This is a genomic window from Microbacterium sp. Root280D1, from assembly GCF_001428975.1.
GTDB lineage: Bacteria > Actinomycetota > Actinomycetes > Actinomycetales > Microbacteriaceae > Microbacterium.
Genome location: NZ_LMJK01000003.1, coordinates 210,205 through 233,878 on the forward strand (window position 1 = coordinate 210,205; position 23,674 = coordinate 233,878).

The 23,674-nt window shown below is 64.0% G+C and carries 20 protein-coding genes and 1 pseudogene; 10 read left to right on the top strand and 11 right to left on the bottom strand.

The window, feature by feature from the left end:
• Positions 1-227: 227 nt before the first annotated feature.
• The 5 genes from ASE34_RS13440 to ASE34_RS13460 form a co-directional block, all read right to left on the bottom strand.
• Positions 228-1,400 (bottom strand): hypothetical protein, encoded by a 1,173-nt coding sequence (locus tag ASE34_RS13440; protein ID WP_235567511.1) that lies wholly within the window; start codon positions 1,398-1,400, stop codon positions 228-230.
• 518 nt (positions 1,401-1,918) lie between these two features.
• Positions 1,919-2,185 carry a hypothetical protein gene (locus tag ASE34_RS13445; RefSeq protein ID WP_056279479.1) on the bottom strand — a complete coding sequence of 89 codons (267 nt, stop codon included), beginning with the start codon at positions 2,183-2,185 and terminating at the stop codon, positions 1,919-1,921.
• Entirely contained in the window at positions 2,182-3,270 is a 1,089-nt protein-coding gene (locus ASE34_RS13450; RefSeq protein ID WP_056279481.1) for a GIY-YIG nuclease family protein, read from the bottom strand. Before ASE34_RS13450 ends, ASE34_RS13445 begins: the two co-directional genes overlap by 4 nt.
• Before the next feature lie 330 nt (positions 3,271-3,600).
• Positions 3,601-3,885 carry a hypothetical protein gene (locus tag ASE34_RS17840; RefSeq protein ID WP_056279483.1) on the bottom strand — a complete coding sequence of 95 codons (285 nt, stop codon included), beginning with the start codon at positions 3,883-3,885 and terminating at the stop codon, positions 3,601-3,603.
• Positions 3,886-4,065: 180 nt separating this feature from the next.
• Positions 4,066-5,235, bottom strand: coding sequence for an endonuclease NucS (locus ASE34_RS13460; RefSeq protein ID WP_162253864.1), 1,170 nt, complete (start codon positions 5,233-5,235; stop codon positions 4,066-4,068).
• Between the two features lie 1,990 nt (positions 5,236-7,225).
• On the opposite strand from ASE34_RS13460, the gene ASE34_RS13465 reads away from it, so the two are divergent.
• Entirely contained in the window at positions 7,226-7,453 is a 228-nt protein-coding gene (locus ASE34_RS13465; protein ID WP_056279487.1) for a helix-turn-helix transcriptional regulator, read from the top strand.
• Positions 7,453-8,592, top strand: coding sequence for a site-specific integrase (locus ASE34_RS13470; protein WP_056279489.1), 1,140 nt, complete (start codon positions 7,453-7,455; stop codon positions 8,590-8,592). The genes ASE34_RS13465 and ASE34_RS13470 overlap by 1 nt, the downstream gene beginning before the upstream one ends.
• Positions 8,593-8,630: 38 nt before the next feature.
• Here ASE34_RS13470 and ASE34_RS13475 read toward each other — a convergent pair whose 3' ends face one another.
• Together ASE34_RS13475 and ASE34_RS13480 are read right to left on the bottom strand one after the other, a co-directional pair.
• The gene (locus ASE34_RS13475) at positions 8,631-11,459 is read right to left on the bottom strand and encodes a TrlF family AAA-like ATPase (RefSeq protein WP_414855538.1); all 2,829 of its coding nucleotides are present in this window, start codon (positions 11,457-11,459) and stop codon (positions 8,631-8,633) included.
• 131 nt (positions 11,460-11,590) lie between these two features.
• Positions 11,591-14,374, bottom strand: coding sequence for a DUF4365 domain-containing protein (locus ASE34_RS13480; RefSeq protein ID WP_056279493.1), 2,784 nt, complete (start codon positions 14,372-14,374; stop codon positions 11,591-11,593).
• Positions 14,375-15,369: 995 nt separating this feature from the next.
• Here ASE34_RS13480 and ASE34_RS13490 point away from each other — a divergent pair.
• Positions 15,370-15,672, top strand: coding sequence for a hypothetical protein (locus ASE34_RS13490; protein ID WP_056279497.1), 303 nt, complete (start codon positions 15,370-15,372; stop codon positions 15,670-15,672).
• 6 nt (positions 15,673-15,678) lie between these two features.
• Here the strand turns inward: ASE34_RS13490 and ASE34_RS13495 are convergent, their stop codons facing one another.
• Both ASE34_RS13495 and ASE34_RS13500 read right to left on the bottom strand, forming a co-directional pair.
• Positions 15,679-17,286 (bottom strand): MFS transporter, encoded by a 1,608-nt coding sequence (locus tag ASE34_RS13495; RefSeq protein WP_157538271.1) that lies wholly within the window; start codon positions 17,284-17,286, stop codon positions 15,679-15,681.
• A 163-nt stretch (positions 17,287-17,449) separates the two neighbouring features.
• A complete protein-coding gene (locus ASE34_RS13500) occupies positions 17,450-18,817 on the bottom strand; it encodes a D-alanyl-D-alanine carboxypeptidase family protein (RefSeq protein ID WP_056280240.1) in 1,368 nt (455 codons plus the stop codon).
• 141 nt (positions 18,818-18,958) lie between these two features.
• Here ASE34_RS13500 and ASE34_RS13505 point away from each other — a divergent pair, with 141 nt between their 5' ends.
• From ASE34_RS13505 to ASE34_RS13515, 3 genes are all read left to right on the top strand, one after another.
• Entirely contained in the window at positions 18,959-19,609 is a 651-nt protein-coding gene (locus ASE34_RS13505; protein ID WP_056279501.1) for a hypothetical protein, read from the top strand.
• A gap of 130 nt (positions 19,610-19,739) precedes the next feature.
• Entirely contained in the window at positions 19,740-20,600 is an 861-nt protein-coding gene (locus tag ASE34_RS13510) for a CPBP family intramembrane glutamic endopeptidase (RefSeq protein WP_056279502.1), read from the top strand.
• Between the two features lie 32 nt (positions 20,601-20,632).
• Complete coding sequence (locus ASE34_RS13515) at positions 20,633-21,145, top strand: GNAT family N-acetyltransferase (protein WP_056279504.1); 513 nt, start codon at positions 20,633-20,635, stop codon at positions 21,143-21,145.
• A gap of 17 nt (positions 21,146-21,162) precedes the next feature.
• On the opposite strand, the gene ASE34_RS13520 is transcribed toward ASE34_RS13515, so the two are convergent.
• Positions 21,163-21,516: a hypothetical protein gene (locus ASE34_RS13520; RefSeq protein WP_056279507.1), complete on the bottom strand. Its 354-nt coding sequence runs from the start codon at positions 21,514-21,516 to the stop codon at positions 21,163-21,165.
• A 67-nt stretch (positions 21,517-21,583) separates the two neighbouring features.
• Positions 21,584-21,901, bottom strand: a complete 318-nt coding sequence (locus ASE34_RS13525) for an NIPSNAP family protein (RefSeq protein ID WP_056279509.1) — start codon at positions 21,899-21,901, stop codon at positions 21,584-21,586.
• Positions 21,902-22,000: 99 nt separating this feature from the next.
• On the opposite strand from ASE34_RS13525, the gene ASE34_RS13530 reads away from it, so the two are divergent.
• The 4 genes and pseudogenes from ASE34_RS13530 to ASE34_RS13540 all read left to right on the top strand — a co-directional run bounded on the left by ASE34_RS13530 (position 22,001) and on the right by ASE34_RS13540 (position 23,667).
• The gene (locus tag ASE34_RS13530) at positions 22,001-22,261 is read left to right on the top strand and encodes a hypothetical protein (RefSeq protein WP_056279511.1); all 261 of its coding nucleotides are present in this window, start codon (positions 22,001-22,003) and stop codon (positions 22,259-22,261) included.
• Positions 22,254-22,727: a BLUF domain-containing protein gene (locus ASE34_RS13535; RefSeq protein ID WP_056279513.1), complete on the top strand. Its 474-nt coding sequence runs from the start codon at positions 22,254-22,256 to the stop codon at positions 22,725-22,727. Before ASE34_RS13530 ends, ASE34_RS13535 begins: the two co-directional genes overlap by 8 nt.
• An 81-nt stretch (positions 22,728-22,808) precedes the next feature.
• Positions 22,809-23,024, top strand: a pseudogene (locus tag ASE34_RS18365) (DUF5979 domain-containing protein); the annotation flags it as partial.
• A gap of 217 nt (positions 23,025-23,241) precedes the next feature.
• A complete protein-coding gene (locus ASE34_RS13540) occupies positions 23,242-23,667 on the top strand; it encodes a LuxR C-terminal-related transcriptional regulator (RefSeq protein WP_230100435.1) in 426 nt (141 codons plus the stop codon).
• Positions 23,668-23,674: the final 7 nt, after the last annotated feature.

Consider the following 23,674-nt stretch of genomic DNA (forward strand, 5'->3'; position numbering starts at 1 on the left):
CCGGACCCGGTGCCTGCCTATCGGAAGAAGGCCGAGTCTCTGGGAGCGGCCGACATCGGTCGGGCCTCAGTCGACGGAGTCGTCGAACGCGTCGAACACTCGAGGGCTGGAACGGAGGTGACGCTGGAGTCGGGCGAGGTCATGACTTTAGAGCCCGGCGAGACGGTGGCTTTCCCGAAGAAGTCGCAGTCAGCCTACGACGGCCAGGGTGCGCGGCCAGGCGATCGCTAGTCGAACGCAGGAGTGTCCCGCACGAAGCAGGTCAGCAGCGACGTGGCGTTCATGATCGCGAGCACGGTGTTGATGCGGTTGTACTGATGCCGCGTGATCGCGTGCGCGGTCGCGTTGCGCCGGTATCCGTCGGGGCGATCATCCACTGTGTAGCGCCCGCTCATGATGGTGGTGACGGGGTGCACCGCGAGCGTGAGACGCCAGCTACGTTTGCGGAACTTCTTGTATGAGGCGACGTTCGTGACGACTCCCAGAGGCGCCTGCAAGGCGGCCTTCGAGTGCTGTGTCACGAGAGTGTCGAGCACGTTCGTGGCTAGGGACTGCGCAGCCTCGACGTGACCGTCCCGCAGTGCATTGATCGCCTTGCGGATCATGTCGCCATAGAGCAGGGCGCGCTTCTGCGCCAGGCGGGAAACCAGCCGTTCGCAGCTGGTCACGATGCCCTTGTGATTGTTGCTGATGACGCGACGCCGGCTCGAGGCATCGGGGGCCGCGAGTAGCAGCTCTATCACGCGCGCGGAGGGCACCCACGCGAGGGGGATCCCTTCTTCGAGGATCGCGCGCACTTCGTCTTCGAGCTCGTCGGGCTCGGTTTCCACGCCGCGCCAGTTCGACGGCAGGTGGGGCCGACCGAGTTTGAGTCCCTTCGTGAGCTCGCTGATCCAGCTCAGATCACCGAGGAGGCTGGCCTGCAGGCCAGTGAACCCCTTCAGCGATGTCAGCTGCGTATCGACGATCGACTGCATCGGCGCGAAGAGAGAGACCGGGAAGCCGAGACCGGCGGGCCCGTCGATCTTCGGGTTGATCATCGACGAGCCGCGGAGCATGTTGGTCAGGCCGGTTGACAGCGAAGACACCTCGAGCGCTTTCGAGACGGCTGACTTGAGCATCGGGTCTGACAGGTACGACGGCGTCTGTATCGATCCGAGAATGCCCTTGAATCCCTGCGATCCTGTGAGCGACGATGCACGCAGGGCCGCGGAGGCGGCCGACTGCAGCGCAGGATCCAGTACGTATGAGGGCATACGGACTGAGCCAAGGACGCTTTTCAGGTTCTCAGACACCGAGAACATCGGCTGCAGTCTGTTCACCTCATCGATAATCCGCAGCGTTGAGCGCGGAGGCGTGCCGAAGATGGCGCGGGACATGTCAGAGGCCTTCGGGATCACTCGACGCCCGACGCCGTCGTTCGTGTCGTCTACTTCGACCGGTTCGACCGCGCTATCGCTCGTGTCTGTCACCCTGCCATGCAAGCACAGGCCACGGATGCGGATACCAGCTGTCGCACCGTGTCGCGAGGTGAGCGGTGATGGTCGCGGAGCGCGAGGAGAAGCTGCCGCACCTTCGGCATCGTTCCACTATGCGTGCGCATCAGGGTCCGGGGCGAACATGCTGTGCGTCCACGCTCGCAAGGACGCACAGCTATATCGGTCGGTTCCATTCGGCCACGATTCTCTCCGAGTTGGCGTTGAGCGGCGAGGGAGGTCGCCGCGTCGGCGCGACGGGTCGGCACAAGAGCGTGCGGGGGAGCATTGACGAATCTATTCGTCGCTAGCCAGAATCGCCTCTGGGGGAGGAATGCCTGGGTCTTTTTCGCAGCTGGGGCCGCGGCGCTCGTCTTGATCATCTCCGCGATAGCTGGCCCGATGATCAGGCTTGCCATAGCCCGAATTCATCAGCGTCAGCGTCAGTGACGTCGCGCGATGTCGCGGTCGCCAAAGTGCGGCGGTGCCACAGCGTCGTTGGATCCTGACCCGCGTTGGGAGTCACACCTACCCCCGGCCGCGGTCACGCCGTGAAGGTTGAGGCTGCCCATCCACACTTCGCCGGCGATCGGCTCAAGGGGCGTGCGCGCATGCTCGACGGATGACGAGAGCGCAGCTGTGACCTTGTTGAGCGCGCCGCTGTACCAGGCGGCCGCGTCGTCGCGGAGGGCGTGGATCTCGCGGGTCATGGCGCCTGCGACTCGGAGGCCGGGGCTGCGAACTCGCGGGTCCGCATGACGGCCGCGACGCCGAGGAAGCTGGCGAGGTGGACGACGTCGTTGCCGCCCATGACGCGGTTCAGCGTGAACTTCCTCGGGAACTGCTCGAGGAGCGGGTTCTCGTCGTCGAATGTGTGCTCGGTCTTTAGAGCGAAGATGCGGGTGGTGTCGAGGGCCCGGAAGCTGTCGATCGAGAGAATCGATGAGGTGACGTCACCCCAGATGAGTCGGTCGAACTGCTTCTGGTTGGTCCAGTGCTGGCGGATGCGCTTCGCGATCCCCGTCGATGAGTTGGCGACCCCGACGTAGACCTGGGCGAACTCGTCGAGCACCACGATGTAGAGCCCGGGCACGCCGTCCCACTTCGTCAGGTCCGTGACTTCCACCATGCCGCGCCGGCTGGCGACAGCCGACTGCAAGGCGCGCTCGAACTCCTCGCGATCGAGGGAGGCGAAGTGCGCCATGTTCAGGTCGAAGCTCTGCAGCGCTCTCTCGCGATGCTCTTCGCACCATTCGTCGGAGTGGAAGCTGTGTTCGGCGTCTTCGTACGACCAGTCGAGGGAGTCCCACAGCTCGGGGTTGTCCTCACGGCGCCATCGCGGCAGCGACGAGCGCTTGTTGATCGTCGCGTAGGTCTCGCGAGAGATGCGGAGTCCGAGCCCGAAGTGACTGCGCACCGCCGTGCCGAAATGTGTGGCTCTCTCGATGCCGACGGCGCGCGGTCGGCCCTTGCGCGGTATCGCCACAGGCACGCCCCAGACCTTCCGTGAGAGCCGCGTCTGCCATCGGTGCCAGACGAGCGAGTGCCCGGAGTCCGTCAGCGCATGCAGGGTCGCATTCGCGTTCGGGCCAATGCCGACGTCGAAGATGCGCGCGGAGTCGAACTCGAGGTGCTCGCCTTCGGGGATGAGACCGACGCTGGTCAGCTCGAACGGGTCGGCGTCCCGCACGAGGTAGCCGGACTCAGTGAGCTCGTGGCGCAGCTTCTGCGCGTCTCGCTCCGCTGGCGCCCACACGAGAGTCTCGCGCGGGGTGACGGTGATCTCGAGTTCCATGGTTATCCTCCGGGCTGTGAACTCCTATGTACGTTGTGAACTCTGGTGTACTTCGGAGTCATGGAAACAGGATCCTCCATTGCTGAGGTGCTGGCTCGATTGAACTCCCAATCACGAGAGTCGGACCGGCACGAATAGGATCTCAGCATGATCGTGTCTAGCCACGTACCACTCGTTCGTCGTCTGACCGCCGTATTGGGTCCGACGCTCGTATCGACGTTGGCTGGGGCGAAAGACACGCAAGCTGCGAAGAGGTGGAGTGAAGATAGCGGTCCTCGCCCTGACACAGAAGCGATCAGACGTTTGGAGTGTGCGGATGCGGTCTGGCGCTCAGTCAGTGACGCTGAAGGGGAGCACGTAGCGCGGCTGTGGTTCATCGGCGCGAATCCCTTCCTTCGAGGAGAGGACACCGCCATTACCGCCATCCGCGAGGGCCGATTCGACGAGGTTGTTGGCGCTGCTCAGGCGCTGGTGGAAGACACATTCACCGGGTAGGCGGATGCCCCCGTTCGCCGTCGACGAGCGCCTGAAGTGCCGCTTGAACCTCGACTCGCGCGTCTTCCGGGGATAGCTCTCCAGTGAGGATGCGCCGAGCGCGGTCGAGATCTTGGGCACTCGGCTGATGCCCTCCGAGCTGCTGCCCCTTTTGAATCAGAGCTAAGGCGCGCATGACTTCGGCCTCGGTCAGAGGTTGCTGGTCCATCCTTCTTCCCCCTGTCCCGACGCCCGAATCTCGGGTTGGTGACCGCGCTAATCCGATGAGTGCTCGGAGCGACGCGCGCGGCGGAGTCGATCTCACATGCGAGCGTAACCACTGAGCAGCTGACCTGGGGCTGGCAACGGCCAGCCACCAACGAGCAGGCGAAGTCGTTCATGTTCGAGGGATGGATCCTCGTCCCAGTACTTTCTGTCCTTGCGCCAGCCTCCGACCATACTGACGGCGTTCCTCAGTTGGTGTGCAAACCCGTGCGTGGGCTTCAACCGTTCTACGCCGACAGATGCTTGCTCGTTGATCCACCAGTCGTAAAGCGAGTTCAGGAGCGGGTAGGGGACAAACGAAGTGGTGAAGCGAGGCATGAAGAGCTGCGCGAAACACAGGATGTCGCCGTGCGAGCCCTTCGTGAAGAATGGTCCGTCGTAACGGGAGCGCTCCGGCCGCTGCTTGTGGATGTGGCTGAGCAACTGGCTGGTGCTGTGCTCAACCGCAGCGACCGTTGCCAGGTGAAGTTCCTCGAGCTGCGCGCGCACGCTGATCTGTTTCTGTTTGGAGCCAAGGTCGATCCATTCGCTGGCTGTCACAAAGGTGTCACCGCGATGCCGAGAAGCACCGACCACATAGAGGCTGATCGGTAGATCCTTCTCGCGCAGGAACTTAACCGCCTGCAAAGTGGCTGCATCGATCTGTCGGGCGACGAGAGACATCGTCTGAGTTTGATTGAGGACCGCTGGCATCGGCTTACCGAAATACTCAGTGAATGCCTGCGCGAGAGAAGGGGCGACCGTCGCTTCTCGTCTCAACCGTTGGTTGCGCTCGAGGATGTACTCCTCGAAGACGGCTTCCAGCGATGCTCGATCGAGGCCATCTACCCACGCGCCATAGGAGATGACTTGACCAACCTCTAGATCCTTCGCGCGATCCCGCTTCAGCTCCATCGTTTTAGTGGAGCCGTCTTCTCTGAGCCCGAGGAGATCCAGGACACGACCGAATGGTGTTTTGACCTGTCGACCGATGATCAGGACCCTCTCGCCTACTAACTCAGGTGTGGACTCGATCAAGTCCTCGAGATTGGTCTCGAGAGCGAAAGGTTGGGGGAGTACCGGCACGAGACCATCGCCCGCCAGTCGCCACAGCGGGAGGGCGTGCGCCGCACGCGGAGCCCCTGAGCGCCCGCCGATGCCTCGACGTCGACGCGAGGACTTCTGCGATGTTGGATCGTGCTGGGAGGAGGTGCCGTTGGTGCTCATCGCCAGGACAGTAACTGACACTGCGGACATTCCGTCGGCCCACGGACCTCCCCCGTTCCGCGTGGCCTGCATAGACCGACCGTCCCCAGCGAGAGCGAGCAGTCCAAACGCGCACGTGGTTGCGAAGCGCTTCCATTATGTGGATCGCCGGACCTCGATGGGCCTCCGTGTGGCCACCAATAGGCCAGGAAGAGGCCAGGAAGAGACCAGCAAACGGCCAGCTCAATGCGATAAACAAGTGTGTCCGCCGCGAGGCCATCTACCGGCCACTATGTGGTCACTAGCCGCCCACAGGTGACCGTTCCGAGGCCACTCGGCGACCAACCCATACTTCCTGGCGCCAAGGTCGATCTCAACCGCTGCTTGCCGCCCGCCGGTCGCGGGAACACTTTGCGATCCGTGCGCTCGATGGAGGAACGTGTCGGCTCATACGCGCTCGCGCTTCGGATGCTGTCTCCCTCGGTCTGTCTCGAGTTGCTCTAGATCGTCGCGGCGATCGGGAGCGGCGGTGTCTCTTCCAGCGGTCGGATGAGTGTGGTGGTCGCGGCAAGCAAGCGGTGAACAGATGGCCTCAGGCGACCGTTTCCAGGTGGTCGCGTCGGGCGAGCAAGCATGATGCGAAGACTGGAAACAGGCGCTTCATCGCTTCGCTCCAGGCTTGTCCCCCTGGTGCCACTGCGTTCTAAAGCAGGGGGGGGAAGCGACCCCGGACTTTCCAGGCCAAAAGCGTCGCCATGTCCCCATGACCCCCTGCGGGCCCTACGGGTTCGGCCATGGGGACATGGATGATGGGGACACGATTGTGCTCAAAGTGATCTGCTGCTTCCGCGAAAACCCGTCGTGGATTCGTTGTTCACAAGGTGCCACTTCGTTCGCAAGCTTGTGAACAACGAATCCGCGACTTTCCGGGGCAAAATGACATGCCTGTTAACGCGCTGGCTCCGTCCTTCGTCCTGAGTCAGCGCGTCAACAACGAGGTTGAGTCAAGGCGAAAGTCCCGATCAAGCAGCAGATCAGATCCCGATTCCTCGCTGAAGCTCGGTCTCGGGGTCGAAAGAAGGGAAGAGCATAAGAGGAGGTGGCACCGGGCTGCGTTTCCCGCCTCGCTTCGCTCGCCAGAAACTTGACCGGTGGTCGGCGTAGCCGACACCTCCCAGGGCGCTTGGCTGTCGCTTCGCTCGGCCCGCTGACGCTGTAGATCTCTCCACCCGCTCTTCATCTGACTTGTCGAAGGCTCACGGACAGAAGTTCCGCAAGCTTCGTCCAACGTCCTCTCGCTGTGGGGAGTTGTTCGTCGTGACTTCCGTGCCATCGCTGCAGGTTCCAGTGGCAGGTCACTTTGCAAGAATCTCGGGATTTGATATGCGGGTCCTCGGCGGACAGGTTGACCGCTGATGAGCGCGTGTACCTGCACCTGTTCCTGCAACGCCAGGTACGTACTCGAGGGGCAGAAATCCCAGTTCGCGGGAGGTTTTCGGGCCGTTGATACGAGGTGATGCAGGTTCTGCGCTATTTGGGTCTGATCTGCGATTTTCACAAATGTACCTGGTGTACCTGCCCTCGAACGCAAACCTCTATATAGGAGGCCCACTGGCTCAGACGAGATGGAGATGGGGACTACGACAATGTCTTTCTCCTTTTCTATTTAGACCAGGTACACCAGGTACACACCGGGGAAGAGAAGCTTCGAGGGTGCAGAAAGACGCCGATCTTGATGTAACTGGTGGTGTAACTGGAAGCCCTGATTCCGCAGGTACGCACCAGGTACACGCTTGCCGTGAGCGGAGCAGTGAACGCGAGTGGCAACGCATCGACGGTTGGCATCGGTGTGCGCGGCGAAGTGTCGGCGGTGCTGTGTACAGTCGTGAGCAAGCCTGAATGACAGTAAAAGGGCAGGGCCAAAGCAGGTCCGACCGGTGGATACGCCAAGCAACCGCTAACGGGTTCGGCTATGAGGTCCTCTTGGGAGTTTGACTTCTAAGGGAGATCCATGTCTTTTTCCACCCCCGTGAGCACGAGCCTGCTGGACTCGTTGATCACGCCAGCAACGCTCGCCGCCCGCCTCTGCACGACCGAGCGCAGCCTGAGCGAATGGCGTATCACTGGCCGCGGGCCGAAGTTCATCCGAATCGGCCGCAGCCCCCGCTATCGTCCTGAGGCGGTCGACGAATGGTTGCTCGCACAGGAGTATGCGAGCACCTCGGAGGAAGCCGCCTGATGGGCAGCGCGTACTCATACGACACGAAGAACGGCAAGCGCTGGGAGGCGCGATACCGTAAGCCCGACGGAAAGACAGCTCGCAAGGGCGGCTTTGCCCGTAAGCGGGACGCTGAGGCGTACATCACCTCGGTGGAGGCTGCAAAGTTGCAGGGCGCATACATTGCCCCGGGGGAGTCTCGAGTCACCGTCGGTGAACTCGGTGCTGCCTGGCTGACTGCGCACGCCGTCGCGGTGAAGCCGTCCACGTTCCACAGCGACGACAGCGCGTGGCGCGTGCACGTCGAGCCTGCGTGGGGCGGGCGCCGCGTTGGCACCATCCGGCACACGGAGATCTCTGCTTGGATCGCCGAGCTGAGCGTCGAGCGTTCAGCGACGACTGTGAAGCGCTGCCACGGGGTTCTCGCATCGATTCTTGATGGGGCGGTTCGCGATCGTCGGCTCCAGTCCAACCCCGCGAGGGAGGTGAAGACCCCGCGCAAGGTTAGGAAGCAGCGGGCGTACCTCACACATCAGCAGGTCGAACGGCTCGCAACGGCGTCGTTGTATCCCGACATCGTGCGCTTCCTCGCCTATACGGGGCTCCGTTGGGGGGAAGCGACGGGACTCACGGTCGCAGATGTCGATGTGGCGCGACGCCGGCTGAACATCTCATCGAACGCCGTGATCGTGAACGGACATGTGATCGTCGGGACGCCGAAGACGCACGAACGTCGTACCGTTGTCTATCCGGCCTTCCTGGATGCGGCGATGGCTCGCGCGATCACGCTCAAGCGACCGGACGAGCTGATCTTCCCAGCCGAGAGCGGAGGGCATCTGAGGCCTGGGAACTCGCAGTCCGGGTGGTTCGCCGGCGCGTGCAAGCGTGCTCGGCTGGAGGATGCTACCGAAGCTGCGGAGGCAAGGGCGCGCGGAGAGGTGCTTCGTGCTGTCATGCCGCGCGTGACGCCTCACGATCTTCGACACACGTCCGCTTCACTAGCAATCAGCGCGGGGGCGAACGTCAAAGCGGTCCAGAGGATGCTCGGACACGCGAGCGCAGCGATGACCCTCGACACGTATGCCGATCTGTTCGACGACGATCTCGATGACGTCGCACTGGCGCTCGATCGGCACCGCGCGGCCGCACTTCAGCGATGACGGCGCTGACCGTGTAACAGCGCAGACAAGGACGATGGTCAACTGCTGGCGCGGTCGGTCACCTGACGCAGAGCAGTACGGTAGCTGTTGAGCTCGTTGTTGTAGCGACGTTCTCGCCGCACGAACGCTTCCACGCCGCCTTCTATAATTCGTTGGATATCGGCGCGAACCAAGAGATCTTCGATTGCCCCCGCGTGCGGCACCCGCGGTCCACCATTCTCCGAACTCTCCGATCGAACCCGAATTCCGCTCGCGGACGCCTCCATCACGATCACCCGCTCTGCGTCGGCGTTGACCGGAATATTGGCGTTATGTGTCACGACGATCACCTGACGGTGCCAGCGGCTCTCGCGCAATTGGGACACGACCAACTGGGTGATCCACTCCGTATCGAGGTCGTCCTCAGGCTGATCAAGGACGAGCGGTTCTCTCCCCTGATGCAAAACGAAACTCAACATCGCGGAGCTTCGCTGTCCTGGCGATCCTGAGCTCAAGGGGACCCACTGAGCAGCCCCGTCCGTCCCACGGGATCGCAAGAACTCGACGTCGATCTGATCGTCGGGGATCTCGGCCGCGACGCGTGTCAATACAAGGGGGTCCGCGGAACCGAGACGGGTCGTGAATGCGGCGCGAAGCCCGGCTTGAACACCGAGATCACGGAAGTCGCCTGACACGCAGGCGACTCTCCAGAGCTGCTCGCGGGTCTCGCGTTCTGCGGTGGGGCCAAGCCAAAGCCATTCCGCGAGCGAAGGGACATCATCGAGGTATCCATCGGAACGCAACCCGAGGAGCTCTCGCACCTGTGCGACCCACATCCCCGTATCTTCGCGATCCCGGACGGCGAAGCGAAGCGAGCCGCTCCTTTCCTGGACCTGCTCGAGCAGCGATCGACGCGCGAGGCGGCGTTCGTCATGCACCCTCTCTAAGGAGGACCACGCTGCGTCTGACGCTAAGAAGAATTCTGGCAGGGCAAGGACGCGTTGTTCGAGATCTTCGAGCGCCTGGCTCTGACTAGACAGCAGAGCGCGGAGGGCGGAGTACTCCGTCGGATCCACCCCAAGTGCGGACAGCTCTTGTAGATAGAGATCGGAATCAGCCGTGAAATCCCTGACGGCTTGCCCCCACTCAGAAGCATCAAGAGCAGCGCGCTCGCCCGCGAGGGTTGCATCAGCGTTGGCTGCAGCGTCCCGCAGCGATTGCGCCAGTACGTCTTTGATGCGGTCCAGGTTCCGGACGAACTCGTCCGGATAGTCGGGCGAGCGCTGTCCAGCCAGCGCAGCAGGCTCGGTCACGAGGATCCGGTCGGCAAGGCTCCGGACTGCCACTCCGGCTGCGTTGACCTCCGACTCCTTTGCCTCCATCTCGCGCCGCTCCGCCAAATAGAGATCGTTCCTTCGGCGTCGCTCGAGATTCGCTGCGTCATCAAACGCTGCGACCTGTTTTTTCAGCTCTGCGACCTTCGCCCGAATCCCTTCGACTTCGCCGCACGAAAGTTGTTCGGACCGGGCTGCTCTGACCGCAGACCCCCAAATGCTCACTGCGTCAGCGATGGTCTCACGGTGACGATTGGGCGTCGAAGAACCTGAAGCGGTGAGGGCATCGTCGACGAGCGACCGAAGATTGGTAGAACTACCCTGACTGCCCACCGAGCGCTCGAATAGTTCTTTCTGACCGACAACTCGCATTGGGAAGTTCGAATCAAGCTGGCCGTTTTCGTGAGTCGTACGTGACCCCTCCTGAGGGGTCCATTGTGCAGTTTGTCGCTCTCCGCTGTAGGCCAAGACGTGAGCGCTTAGAAGCTCTGCATTCCCGAACACAGCGTCGTTGAATCCTCGTGCTTCATCGCGGAGTGGGCTAGGGAGGCCGTCCACCTCCCCATAGAGGTTTCGCAACGCGGCAACGACAGTCGATTTTCCAGATCCGCGGCCACCGATCACGACGTTCAGTCTCGGATGAAACTCGATGTCGAGAGAGTCGTCCGCGGTCGCGTGCCCCTTCACCTGCAGTCGTTGAACCCATGCGTGGTCAACGGTATTTGGGTCTGACGACTGAGATGCGACCCGAGGATGCCAGTCGCACAGAACTCTCGCCTCGTGGTCTAGGAAGGCCTGTCGAAGAGCTTCGATTGATGGATTTCCCATTCGAATCCAGGTGAAGCGATCGCCGAGACTCGAGATCGAGTATGCGTCGCTGGTAGAGACGAAGGGTAGATCAGCAAGGCATGGAATCCCCTGGAGTTGGCGACGAATGAAACGCTTCTTGTAGGAGGCGGTTGAGTCACTTTCGCCGAGGTGAAAGTCGACGTCTCCAACATCAATTGCCCCCAAACGATCGTGGTGCAGAGCCTTCCACCTGATGTCGCCCGTGGTCGCGCTTGCGATCCCATTTTCGGAAAAGGCGTGGGGTGCAATGGCGAGGTACCCCGCCGGGAGTGCGTCCAGAATCTGCGCGATGGTGCGAGGCGCGGTCGCTGGGGAACTTGCGTCATGCGGTTGAAAGCGAGGATGATCATCGTCAAATCCGCAAGAAGTTGAAAGCAGTAGCTCCAGGTCACGGGCACTTTTAGTAGGGTCCCCAAGAATTATGAGGTGGACGCCGTCTGAGCCACTACTCGTCCCAACTTCGAATCCCGGAAACACAACGACTCCGTGTCGAGCGCCCGCTTGCTTCATCTCGTCGACCCAAGCGGTGCTGTTGTGGTCTGCTAGGCCGAGAACCTCGAGTCCAGCGTCCCGCGCTGCTCTCATATAGTCGTCGGCGGCTGCGGTCCGCCCCTCAGCGGTCGTTAGATTCCAGTCGGATTGACCTCGAAATCGTGGCTCCCCTGGAGTCGCAACCTGGAAATCGCACTTCCACCACTTCGACACATCATCCCCATCTTTTGCAGTCAATCGACTTCACGCTATCCGGGACTAACGTCGATTGCTGTTCTGTATCCCCGGGGTGTCGCCGTCAACTGCCGTGACCTAAGCTGACAGCGGATTCGAGCCGCCACCTGTCAGACGAGCCGCGCCTTGACTTCAGCCGCGACACTACGGACATTTGGCGAGGCGTGTTCGGCGAGCGCGTCTAGGATCCGATCACCGGCGCTCGTTCGGGCGGTGGCTGCTGCGACCCCCGAGAGCACCGCGAACGGAAGGGCCTCGCCCGTTTCTCTCATCAGCTGGACTAGCGCGGAGAGGTATGCGGGAGAGACGTCGTCGTTGATCGCAGCGCGTTTGGCCAGTGCTCTAGCGGCGCGAGCTGCCACTGCGCGGTCTGGATCACGGGTTAGGGCGGTGAGCATCGCGTCATAACCAGTGAAGTGCGCCATCACGATACATGCATACCGTCTTGAATCCGGATCGCCAGCGATCAACGTTGCGAATAGTTCCTCCCAGTCGGGCGCATTGGTATCAAGCGCAAGTACCGTTGCAGTGGCAACGGGCTCGATACGGTTGAGAAATCCGTCGTTTCGCCAATACTGGCTAGGCCCAACACCTCGTGCTGCCCGTGCCCCCGCGATGAGTTCGCCGCGAAGCTCAACGGGAACCTGGTGTGGGTGTTCTGTGATGATCTCAAAGGCCGCGTGCTTGCGTTCCTGAACGTCAACGTTGTCGGCTAGTGCCGTAGTAACCAATCTCCAGGCTCGTTCGCGTTGGTCCGCGGGGCCGTGGAGAGCCAGCACGATGGCCAAACGATACGGGTCGTCACCGCCAATCGTGAGTCCGTTTGTCGGCTGTCGGAATTTCTCGAACGCCGATTCGCAATGGTCAAGGACGACTGTGGCTTCGCCAGATTCGAGCGTGGTCGCGTCGGCTGCGCCGCTCAGAGCACCAAGATCTCCCGCTTCGAGAGCCGCGCGAACCGCTAGTCTCGCTTCCTCAGAGCGAGGTGCGAGAAGATCACGGAACAGGATGGCCAGCCAAGCGGTTGGTTGCGCATCAATGTCGGTTCCACCGAGATGCTCGTCTATGACGGCCGCGTCGAATTCGTGCAATAGCTCGGTAAGAGGAGCCTCGAGCAACTGTGACGTGCCTGCGGGAAGTGACTTCGCGAAGGTGAGCAGTGACGCCTGATCTTCGACGTTCAGGTGTCGAACGAGACCGCTCAAGGCCGCCGCTATGTCGTGAAACGCCCAATTGCGTATCGCGAAACGATCGTAGAACTGCTGCGGCTCCACTAGAGCCTGCAGCAGCAGCGAGATCCAGGCACGAGCTTGGTCGTGACTCAGGTGCGAGCCCATTCTGTTGAGGAGAGCCAGGTCTGCTGCAATCGATGCCGATGTCGAGTTTTCCGGAGTCGCGCGATCCGCGAGCTCGGCCACAGCGTGCATCGGCCCGTCGTGAAGGACCTTGGAAAGTGCCAGCCTCAGGTTTGCCTTGTCGCCAACGGATCGCAAACTATCGAGGCTGTTCGCGATGCTGTGAGACTCGTCTGGCGGCGAGACAAGATCAGTTTGAGCCAGCAAACTCGCGTATCCCCGCCACCCTCCGAAGTCACCCGCCAGTCGCGCTGTCATTGCAGCGGAGTGGAGACTGTTGTGCGCGGCGCCCTCGCCGCCGAACGTGATCGATTTATCCCGAGCCCATTTCTTGAAGCTCTTCTTGGCATAGCTTTCGAGGCCAGAAGCTACGGATTGCGTGCGCCACCAGGCGCTCGAATTATCGGCAGCAGTGACCGCGGCTGCCACATCTCCCTGAAGAAGTGGCGCCAGCTCGAACAGCCCGAGGACGCAAGCGGATCGCAGTGCAGAGGTAGTGATGTCGTAGGCGAGACCGGCCGAGGTAATAAGAGCCTCTTCGAGCATCGAGCGCGCTGATGCGGTTTCGCCTCGGAGGCGTTGAATCTGCGCCAGGTGGATCCGGAGCCAAACTTGATCGGCATCGAGATCGTCGTGACGAAGTTCAAGCTCCAAGTACGAGGCGGCGTTCTCCAGTTCGTACCGGTCGATCGCGGTGAGGGCGCGGCAGATTGCAATCGCCGAGCCACCTGGTTGCGAAGTCGATTCCTCGTGCACGCTCGCTAGGCCCGCGTCCTCGCCGAAGACCCACTGATAGATAGCACCGGCGGTGCGCCAACCAAGCTCCTCATGCGTAGCTGCTTCGGTAGGTCCCGGAACGTCGGCGCGCTCGTGAGCGATCCGTGCCCAAGTCCGAGGATCCCCGCTAATGCACGAAGCAATGGCTTCCGTCCACGTGATGGCGGCAGAAGCGCCTCGGTTCGGATGAGGGGCGACGAGCCGCGGGACCAACATCGCGTACCGGAGTCGAGCGTCTTCGGGCACTTGCGAGATAGAGAAGTTCCACCTCGACCCCTCGAAGGAGAGTAATTTACGTGCCTCCGAGACGAGGTCAATCCATCGTGGCTTCCACGTTGCATCAAGTATTTGATCATCTGGAACAAAGACGCGAATGCCCTGGCCCGTATCTTCAATCGTGTTTGAGTCCAGAACCGCCCACACGCGCGTGCTCATGTCTTCGCTTTGCAGAACCAGAATATGAGGAACGTGATGATTCTTCCAGTACTCGGCGTGCCGCTTGTCGTTCTCCCGGTACCACCATCCTGATCGCCCTTCAACGGTGGCAGGGGTGCTGAACCAGGTCCCTCCGGTCTTTACCTGCACGCCTAGCAGCATTCGAAGATCGACCAACTCGTCGGTGCGAAGCTGAACGAAGACATCGGTGCCCAGGTCCTGGCGGCCAGTTCGGAGCGGGCCCCATCCGATCATGGAAAAGAAGGCGGCGGCCATATCCTCGCCGAACTCACCGAGCTGAACGGTCGCGGGCTGTTGTATCGACATAGGGCCTCCGTTGCCTCCGCGAGTAAACCATAGTGTGCTCCGGGCTTGACTGCTTCACACGGGAGGCTCACTTTGCTGTCGACATGCTGCCGACGAAGTCCGGTGCCCTCCCCTCGCTGCCCGATGCTTCAGTCAGCCTGTCTACGCCAGCGGGCATGCGTATCCGTTTCCCCGGGCGGTCAATCGAGGCGGCCCTGCAAGCCGACTCAGGAGCATCTGATCCCAGCGAAAGACAACCCAGCGGTAACGCAACGGTAACGGAATGCCAGCAAGTCGCCGTGAGTGGATGTGCGCAGGTGTGCGACGGTTCCTCGCTTGCCCTGGGTTCTTGGGGCCCCGGTTCTCTCTGACTGGACCACGATATGGGTTCAAATCCCACCGTCACCGCCACCACGAAGGCCCCGACTCCCGGTGATTTGACCGGGAAGCGGGGCCTTCGTCTTGCACGAGCCCTGACGGCGCTGACCCAGCGGTAACGCGAGCCAAATCGTGGTTGTCGCCGCTGATCGACTCAGTGGGGTCGGCACCATCGCGACGAACATGCCGGACAGCACCCCGAACGTGGTGTATTCCGCCGTGCCTGCATCGGTCGCCCCGGGGTCGCTCATGCTCTTCAGTGTGCACGACCGTTCCTCAGCGGACCAGGGCGCCGAGTGGACGCAGATGATGAAGTCTCGCGATCAACCGCATGATTCGTACGGCGGCTCGTCGAGGTCGTCATCGTCACTGCCCAGATGATGTCGGTTCCGGCCATGTAGGTCACAGGATTCCCTGGTCCCCGGGCGTCGTAATGTGGAGCGATGGACACTCGCATCCGCGCACTCACGGTCGTTCCGGTCTGTCTGGTCGTTCTTGCCTCTGTGGTCACCGGCTGTACTTCGAGCGCAGCGCCGGAGCCGGTCGCACCAGAAACGACATCCGCATCGACGCCATCGGCGACGACAGCGCCTCCCGCGGGAGGATTCGCGTATCCCGATAAGACAGACCCCACTCAGGTGGCCATCGCTCTCAAGTACGGGGAAGGCAACGACCCCTCGGGCGAGATCATCGCGGGCCCCGCCGCGCTCGTCGAGGACCGACAGTTCACCATCGAGGGGCGCTGCGAGGGAGACGGCGTCGGGTTCGAAGTGGTGACCGCCGATGCCGAGAGGCGGGTACTCGCCGAGGGGGACTTCAGATGCGACGATCCGCCGACCGGCGAGTTCTCGTATCGGCTGCCGTACGCCGGTGTGGTGCAGGTGAACCTCCTGGATGCTGATGACGTCGATCGGGCATGGGTGCGCGTCGTTCAGCCCTGAGCCTCTTCAGCGGGGCGGCGTGGGCTCGGGAAAGTAGTGCACCTCTGTGGGCTCGCCGTCGGTGTGCGCCCGCGCGGTCGCCTGGATCTCACGGTCGCGACCGGTCAGTCTCTGGGTCTGCTGTCGTCGGTACTCTCCCCAGGAGGGGACCATGAAGGACTCGAGCAGCAGGTCCTGCTCTTCGCCGTTGCGGAGGAGCGTCCATCGGTACCCGCCGGTTCGCCGCCGCGAACTCTCCACCAGTCGCATGGATTCTCGGAACGCGTCGATGCTGTCGGGTCGCACGGTGTAGGTGATCTGCACGAGAACGGGGCCGTCGGTCGGCTGGGGGTCGAGGACGAGGGTCGGGGTGGGCCACGACATCGAGACGGTCCGGTCGACGGTGCTCGTGCCCGGCAGAAGCGGCAGCCACATCACACTGGCTGCGATGACGACGAGCAGCGCCGCGGCCACGGCCAGCGATGTCGCCGTGCCGACTGCTCCGGCCAGGGCGCCCCAGCCGAACGACCCGACGGCCATCGTTCCCATGAAGACGAGGATGTAGATCGATGCTCCTCGCGATCGCACCCACTGCGGGAGGGTCAATTGCAGTGCGGCGTTCAGCACGGTGAGCGTGCCGATCCAGGCGACTCCGGCGAGAACGAGCAGCAGCAGCAGGGGGACGAACGGCAGCCATGCCGCGGCGAGCGTGCCGGCTGCGAACAGCAGAGCGCTCACCGCGATCACCGCGTTGTCCGAGAACCTCTTGCGGGCGACGGGCAGAACGAAGATGCCGAGCACGGCCCCGGCGCCGAGCGCTCCGAGAAGGAAGCCGTATCCGCTCGAGGTGAGGTCGAGCCGTTTGGCGGTCACGGGAAGCAGCGCCCACAGTGCGCTGGCGGGCAGGGCGAAGAGGGCCGATCTCAGAAGGATGCGGCGCACGAGGTGGGCGGATGAGACGTACCGGACTCCTGCGCGCAGCGCGGCCGTGAACGGTTCCCTGTCGTCGAGTCCGCTCTGCGGCGGCCGTCGCCACCACAGAAGGGCGACGACTGCTCCGATGAAGCTGAGCGCGTTGATGCCGAAGACGACGGGTGCGCCGAACAGCGACAGCAGCACGCCAGCGAGCGCGGGGCCGACGGCGCGGGCACCGTTCACCGTGACGCCGCCGAGCGCGGAGGACGCACCGATGAGCGGGCGGGGCACGAGTTCCGGTTGGATCGCCTGCCAGGCCGGAGACGTCAGTGTGGAGGTGATCCCGAGCAGGAACGTGAAGCCGAGGATCGTCCACGGAGTGAGCTCGTTCAGGGCGGCGATGACGGTCAACGCCGCGGCGATCACGGCGCTCGCCACCGACCCCCAGATCAGCAGTCTGCGGCGGTCGAGGGAATCGGCGAGCACCCCCGCGGGGAGGGAGAACAGCACGGCCGGGGCCAGACTCGCCGTCTGCACGAGGGCGATGATCGTCGCGCTGGCCGCGGCGTCGACGAGATACCACTGCGCGCCGACGGTCTGCATCCAGGTGCCGATGTTGCTGCCCAGCTGCGCGAACCACAGCACCCGAAACGCCGGGATCGCCAACGGTGCCCATGCGGATACGGGGCCGGATCTCGGCGCCTCAGGTCGAGAGGTCATCGGGTCTGCTGACATATCCGGCTGTCCTTCCGCAGAGCACATCGGGCCTGGCGCCTCGATGCAGATCGTATAGCCGGAGAACGCAGGCGGAGGTCGATCGGTCGATCTTTCGACTTTCGTCCGAAGGTCGGCACGCAGCGTTCCGATGCGCGGTCGAGCGGCCTCAGCCCTCGGCATCCGTCGCAGAGCCGAGCTCGGACGGGTGGGTGAGCCGCCACCATTCGGTGGGCGGATCGATGGTCCCTGCGATGGTCACCGGCGCAGTGACGGTGTTCGGTCCCGCGGTCCAGGTGACGGTCCCCACGGCCGTGCCGTCGCGGTAGGTGGGAGGGGTGTCGATGTCCATCGTCAGCTCGATCGGCGTGTCCGACCAGGTGAAGATCGATGCGTCCTCGCCGAAGACCAGGGTGGCGGTAGACCCCCAGGGTGTCGAGATCGTTCCGATCTCCTGGCCCTCGCTCGCGACGGGCACCTGATGGAAGCCGGAGCGGATGCTCTCGAGCTCGGCGATCACGGTGGCATTCACCGACTCGCGCGATGATCCGCCGAGGACGACGCCGGTGATCGCGAGCGGATCGGCCGCGCCCACGTCGAGCGTCGCCGTGTACAGCAGGCTGTGCGTGCCCTCGCCGAGGTTGCCGGTCTTCAGTCCCGTGATACCGGCGGTGCCGAGGAGGGCGTTCGTGTTGATCAGCTGACCGGCGCCGGGGATCGAGACCGAGGGGGTCGCGACGATCCGAGCGATCGCCGGATGCGCGGCGGCGAGCTTCGCGATGGCCAGCAGATCGGCGGGCGTGCTCGTGTTGCGCGGACTGATGCCGGTGGGCTCGGTGACCGTCGTTCCGGTGAGGCCGTGGGATGCGAGCCAGGCGCGCGTCGCACTGAGGAAAGCGCTCTGCGACCCGAAGATCCGGGAGGACAGCGCGTCGGCGTAATTGCTCGCGGAGGGGATGAGCATGACGGCCAGGGCATCATGCAACGACATCGAGGTGCCGGTGGGCATCGGAGCGATGGTCGCGCCCTGCACGTAGTACTGGTCGTAGAGGTCGTGATCGGCCTTGCCGAACGTGATGGTCGGTCCGGGGTCGTCTGCGGAGGCGAGCGGTGACGCGTCGAGGATGACGAGGGCGGTGATGAGCTTGGTGATGCTCGCGATCGGGAGCGGCTCGCCCGTCCCCGTCACCGACCACGTGCCGCTCGCTCCCTCGCCCAGGTACGCGTCGGCGCCGGACACGCTGATCGCCGATGCCGCAGCCGTATGCGTGGCGACGGCAGCCGCGTCGCCGACCGGGACCTGCGGTGCGCGTGCGGTCACGGCCGGCGGATCCACCGGAGCCGTGAGCGCCCACCCGACGTACCCTCCGGTCACGGCCAGCAACAGGACCACGCAGACGGCGGTGATGATGAGTCCTCGTCGCCGGCGTCTTCTGCGCACCGCGGGGTCGACCCGATCACCGCTGAACTCTTGCTCATGCGCCATGAGCTCCGCGAAATCGGACAGCCCATCCACCGGCTGCCAGGGTGCCGTCATCGAGAGCCCCTCATCGCGTCCACCCGTCGCTCGCATTCCGCAGAAAAGGCCATCCTCTCGTATGCCGGCATCCTCCGGTATCCGCCGTTCGGGGGACAGCAACCGGTTGAAAGCCGAACGGCGATCCGATGGACTGACGGGATGCGATCGACGACTCCGATGCCGGGCAACCCCTGGCCGCACGACATGTCCATCACCGTGGAGGACAGGCCACAGCTCCTGCTCGAGTTGCTCTGGATTCGAGAGGCGCACGATCTGCGTCCCGTCGGCGAGACGCTGCCGCCGAGGCTGATCGAGATGCCCGCGGCTGCGGCGAACCCGGTGGATGCCGTCACCCGCGACCGCTGGTCGGCAGCCTGGTCGCGGATCTGGGAGGACGTGCTCGCGCACGCCGCCGTCGAACCCGACCGAGGTCTGCTCGATGCGGTGTTCAGCTCAGACCTGAGCTCGACGGAGCGGGAGCGCCTTCTGCGCGAGCTCGTCGGGCCAGCATGGCGAGACGACTTCGGCGGCGATGTCTTCGACGATGAGGCATATCGGGACTGGGAGCGGCGCGGCTTCGATTCTCACGTCGAGACACGACCGACGACGCTCGCCGAGAGTCCCGAGCATCGAGACGTCGAGCCGCTCGCGGATGCCTGGCGTCGCGGCCTGCTGAAGGTCGTGACCATCCCGTGCCGCGAGTTGCACGTGCGACAGATCGGCCCTCACGCGCTGTTGGTCACCGATGAGGTGCGCAGCGACAGCGCGCAGTATCGGTCGGCTCTGGGCTCGTTCGCTCCGAAGGGGTGAGCGACCTCTCTGCGTCAGTCGGCGAACGACGAGCGGAGGTTCCGCAACCCTAGGATTGCCTCGGAGACCGGAAGCTCGCTCGCATGCGGCGTCGACGGGGCGCCGCCCGCCGGATCAGGGGAGCCTCAGGATGAAGACCGCAATCGGACGTCCCCGCAGCATCTGGCTCGCACTCGGGGTCGTGGTCTTCTACGTTCTCTGCGCATGGGGGCTCGGCAACCTCCTCAGCGGGCTGGTCGGCGACGACGGCTCGTTGGCGGACTTCTCCCTCGGTCACTTCATCCCCCTCGCTGTGGGCATCGGCGGCGTTCTGCTGTTCTTGCGGTGGGCAGGCTGGGGTGCCGAGGTGTGGAGGGAGCGACCGACCCCGACCCTCACCCCTCGCCGGTGGTGGCTGATCTCGATTCCCGTGCTCGCGTTCGCCGTGCCGGTGGTCGAGTTGTTCGACGTGCCCTGGTCTGGGCGCTCGCTCGGCTTCCTGGTCGTCGTGGCGCTGGGAACGCTGATGGTCGGGTTCGGTGAGGAGCTGGTGATCCGGGGCGTCTTGCTCACAGCGGTCCGCGCGCGCTTCGGCGAGTTCGCCGTGTTCCTCCTCACGTGCTTCGTGTTCGCGCTCGCCCATATTCCGGGTTATCTGTTCAGCGGTCTGCCGCTCTTCATCATCGCCTTCAATGTGATCGCCCTGATGTCAGCCGGCGTCACCTACTACTGGATCCGTCGCGTCACCGGGCGCATCTGGGTCGCCATGCTCATTCACGCTCTCACCGACTGGGTCCTCTACGTCGGGTCCGACGTCGGGCTTCCGTCCGCATCGGTCCCCGTGCAGCATTCGCTTGCGGACGACTCGGGGACCGGAGCACTCGGGTACGTGGAGAGCCTGCTTCTGATCCTGCTGGCGATCAGCGTCATCAGCGTCATTCGGGAGAGCCGACGCGACAAGCGGAACGCGCTCAGCGACGACGCGGGGGCCGTAGTCAGCGACCGGATCTGACGTCGCGTCCCGCGCTCTGGCAGGCTTCTGGCATGCATGTGACGATCACTCCGGCGCCGTCTGCGACGTGGGAACGCTACCGAGACCTTCGGCTGGCCGCGCTCGCAGAGTCCCCGGAGATGTTCGGGTCGACGCTGCAGCGGGAGTCCGCGTTCGGCGACGACGTCTGGCGGAGCCGTTCGACTCATCCCGGAGCATTCATCGCGAGCATCGATGGCGAGGACGTCGGGATCGGCGGCGTCTACGACATGAGTGGCCGCTGGGTGGTCAACGGGGTCTGGGTCGCACCGGCGCACCGGGGTCAGGGAGCCGTCGACGCGCTGATGGTCGCCTGCGTGGACTATGTCTCCTCCCGCGGAGCGGACACGATCCATCTCGGTGTGATGGAGAGCAACCCCCGGGGGATCGCGGCGTACACGCGCCTGGGATTCACGCCCGATGGGGCGAGCGAGACGTTCCCCGACGGACGGATCGAGATCATGATGTCGCGGCCCGTGGCCACGGGCGGGGCCGAACATCCCGGCAAACGGTCGCTTTCGGACTGAGGCATCCGGAGTCCGAGCTAGTCGCGGTCGGCGTCGATCAGCTCGAGGAGTTTGCGCAGCTCGTCGCGGATCCCGGTGTGGTCGTATTGCCCGGCACGGCTCTCACCGGAGATGACTCCCGAGCGGCGCACCGAGCGGAGATCCCCGAAGGGGAAGGAGTACGCCTTCTTCGTCTCGGGGTTCTCGCTCTTGTCGATGCCCAGGTGCCAGTGGGAGAACTCGGTCCATCCGTGCTGCTCGATGAAGCGGTTCTCGTCGTCAGCGCTGGGCGCGGCCTCCGACCAGTCGTCGCGCTCGTCGCGGACGACCTTGCCGTCGCGGACCAGCGAGCGGGCGTGTCGGAGGGCGGGGTGATTCAGTTCGATAGCCATGCGCAGACGCTAGGACGGAGAGCGGCACCGTCGAACCCCCTTGACGCACCGGGCGGGAGCATCCTCCTCAGCCGGCGTCGGCCGAGAAGACGGGGCTGAGGAAGCGGCGCTCGTAGCGGCGGATGCATTGGGTCCTGCGCGCGAACTCGAAGGCCTCGATGCACTCGGGGTCGGTCTTCGATGCCGTGCGGTAGACCTCGTATTCGGCCAACGAGGGGAACGTGAACAGCGCGAACGCCTCATCGCTGTCGCCTTCGCTCGGCATGAAGTAGCCGTGGTGGGTCCCGCCGTGGTTCGCCACCAGACGGATCCATGCCCGGCCGTACTCGGTGAAGTCATCGAGCTTGTCGGGGTCGATCTCGTAGCGCAGGTGAACCGTGATCATGTCCTTGATCCTGCCAGGGCCGGACCGCGTGTTCCGATCGTCACTCCGCCTGGAGGATGATCCGGAGCCCGCCCGGAATCTCGAAGGTACGCTGAGAGCATGGGTGATCAATCGCCGACGCCTGTTCGCCCGCTCTGGGCGAGCGTGGCAGACGGCTTCTACGTGGGCAGCCAGGACGGCTCCTTCCTCGGCTACGTCGACCGTCTGTCCGACGGCGTCTGGCGCGCATTCGATGCGGCCTCGCGCTCCATCGGCGACTTCGCGGACCACCATCGAGCGATGGCAGCGGTGACGGCCACCGTCGAGGTCAGCGCGCATCGGTCGGCTCACCACGGCAGGGACGGGGTGCGGAATGACTGAACAGAATCCGCTCGTCTCGCTCGTCTACTGCAGCAGCGCCACGCAGCCGTTCGGCGAACACGAGCTCGGTGAACTGCTGGCGGTGAGTCGCGCCCGCAACAGCGACCGCGACATCACCGGGATGCTGCTCTACCGCGGCGGAGAGTTCGTGCAGATCCTCGAGGGGCCCAGGTCTGACGTCGAGGCGTTGATGGAGCGGATCGGCCGCGACCCGCGCCACACGGATGTCCGCGTGCTGATCGAAGAACCGCTGCACGAACGGCGCTTCCGGGACTGGACGATGGGATATCAGGCCCTCGTCGCTCCCGAGCCTGGAACGGCCTCGGGATATCGCGACTCGTTCGACGATCTCCGCATGGGCGATCACGACATGATCGGTCGCGCGATCATGGAGCTGACGCTGTGGTTCCGAGTGCGTGAGTCGGCCAGTCGGCAGCCCGTCGAGAGCGAAGCCCCGTCGCGCTAGCCGTCATCTGAGGCGCGCTAGCCGTCATCTGAGGCGGATGAGCACGCTCGCCGCGCCACCACCCGGTGTCACCCCGGCAGGGTGAGGGCGATCGCCGATGGAGAGACGATCACGTGGACCGAGCTTCCGCAGGGCGCCGAGTGCGGAGTCACGGAGACCGATCCGGCGGATGCCGACTACACCACCCTGGTCGTGACCGAGGGCGCACAGGCAGGCGACGCCGTCGCCGGAACCACAGCGGAGCTCGCACCGCTCCCGGATGTGGACTCCTCGGATCAGACGTCTGTGGCGATCACCAACGTGTTCACCACCGGTGATCTCCGCATCACGAAGATCGTCGACGGATCGGGTGCGGACGCCGTCTCCCGGCTCTTCCCGGTGCAGGTGACATGCGTGCTCATCGATTCGTCCCACCCGGAACCCGGCCTCGTCGTCCTCGACTCGTCGTACGAGATCGGTGGACCGGACCGAGCGACGGCGCAGATCGGCGCGTCTGCCGCGGACCAGGGTGCTGGTGCTGACCACGTACGATCTCGACGAGTTCGCCTTCGGAGCCCTGCAGGCCGGGGCCGCCGGGTTCCTGCTCAAGAACACGAGACCGGCCGAGCTCGTCGCCGCGATCCGCACGGTCGCCACCGGGGATGCGGTGGTCGCACCCCGCATCACCGCGAAGCTCATCGAAGTCGCCCTGCCGCACCTCGCGCCGCCGAACCCCGGGGCCCGGGAGGGCGCGCTCTCGGCGCTGACCGAGCGGGAACGTGACGTCTTCCTGCAGGTCGCGCGCGGCCTCACCAACAGCGAGATCGCGCAGACGCTGCATCTGAGCGAGTCGACGGTCAAGGCGCATTTCGGCCGCATCCTGGTGAAGCTCGATCTGCCCAGTCGCGTCCAGGCGGTGATCCTGGCCTACGAACTCGGGATCGTGAGCCCGGGCAGTTGAGACCGCG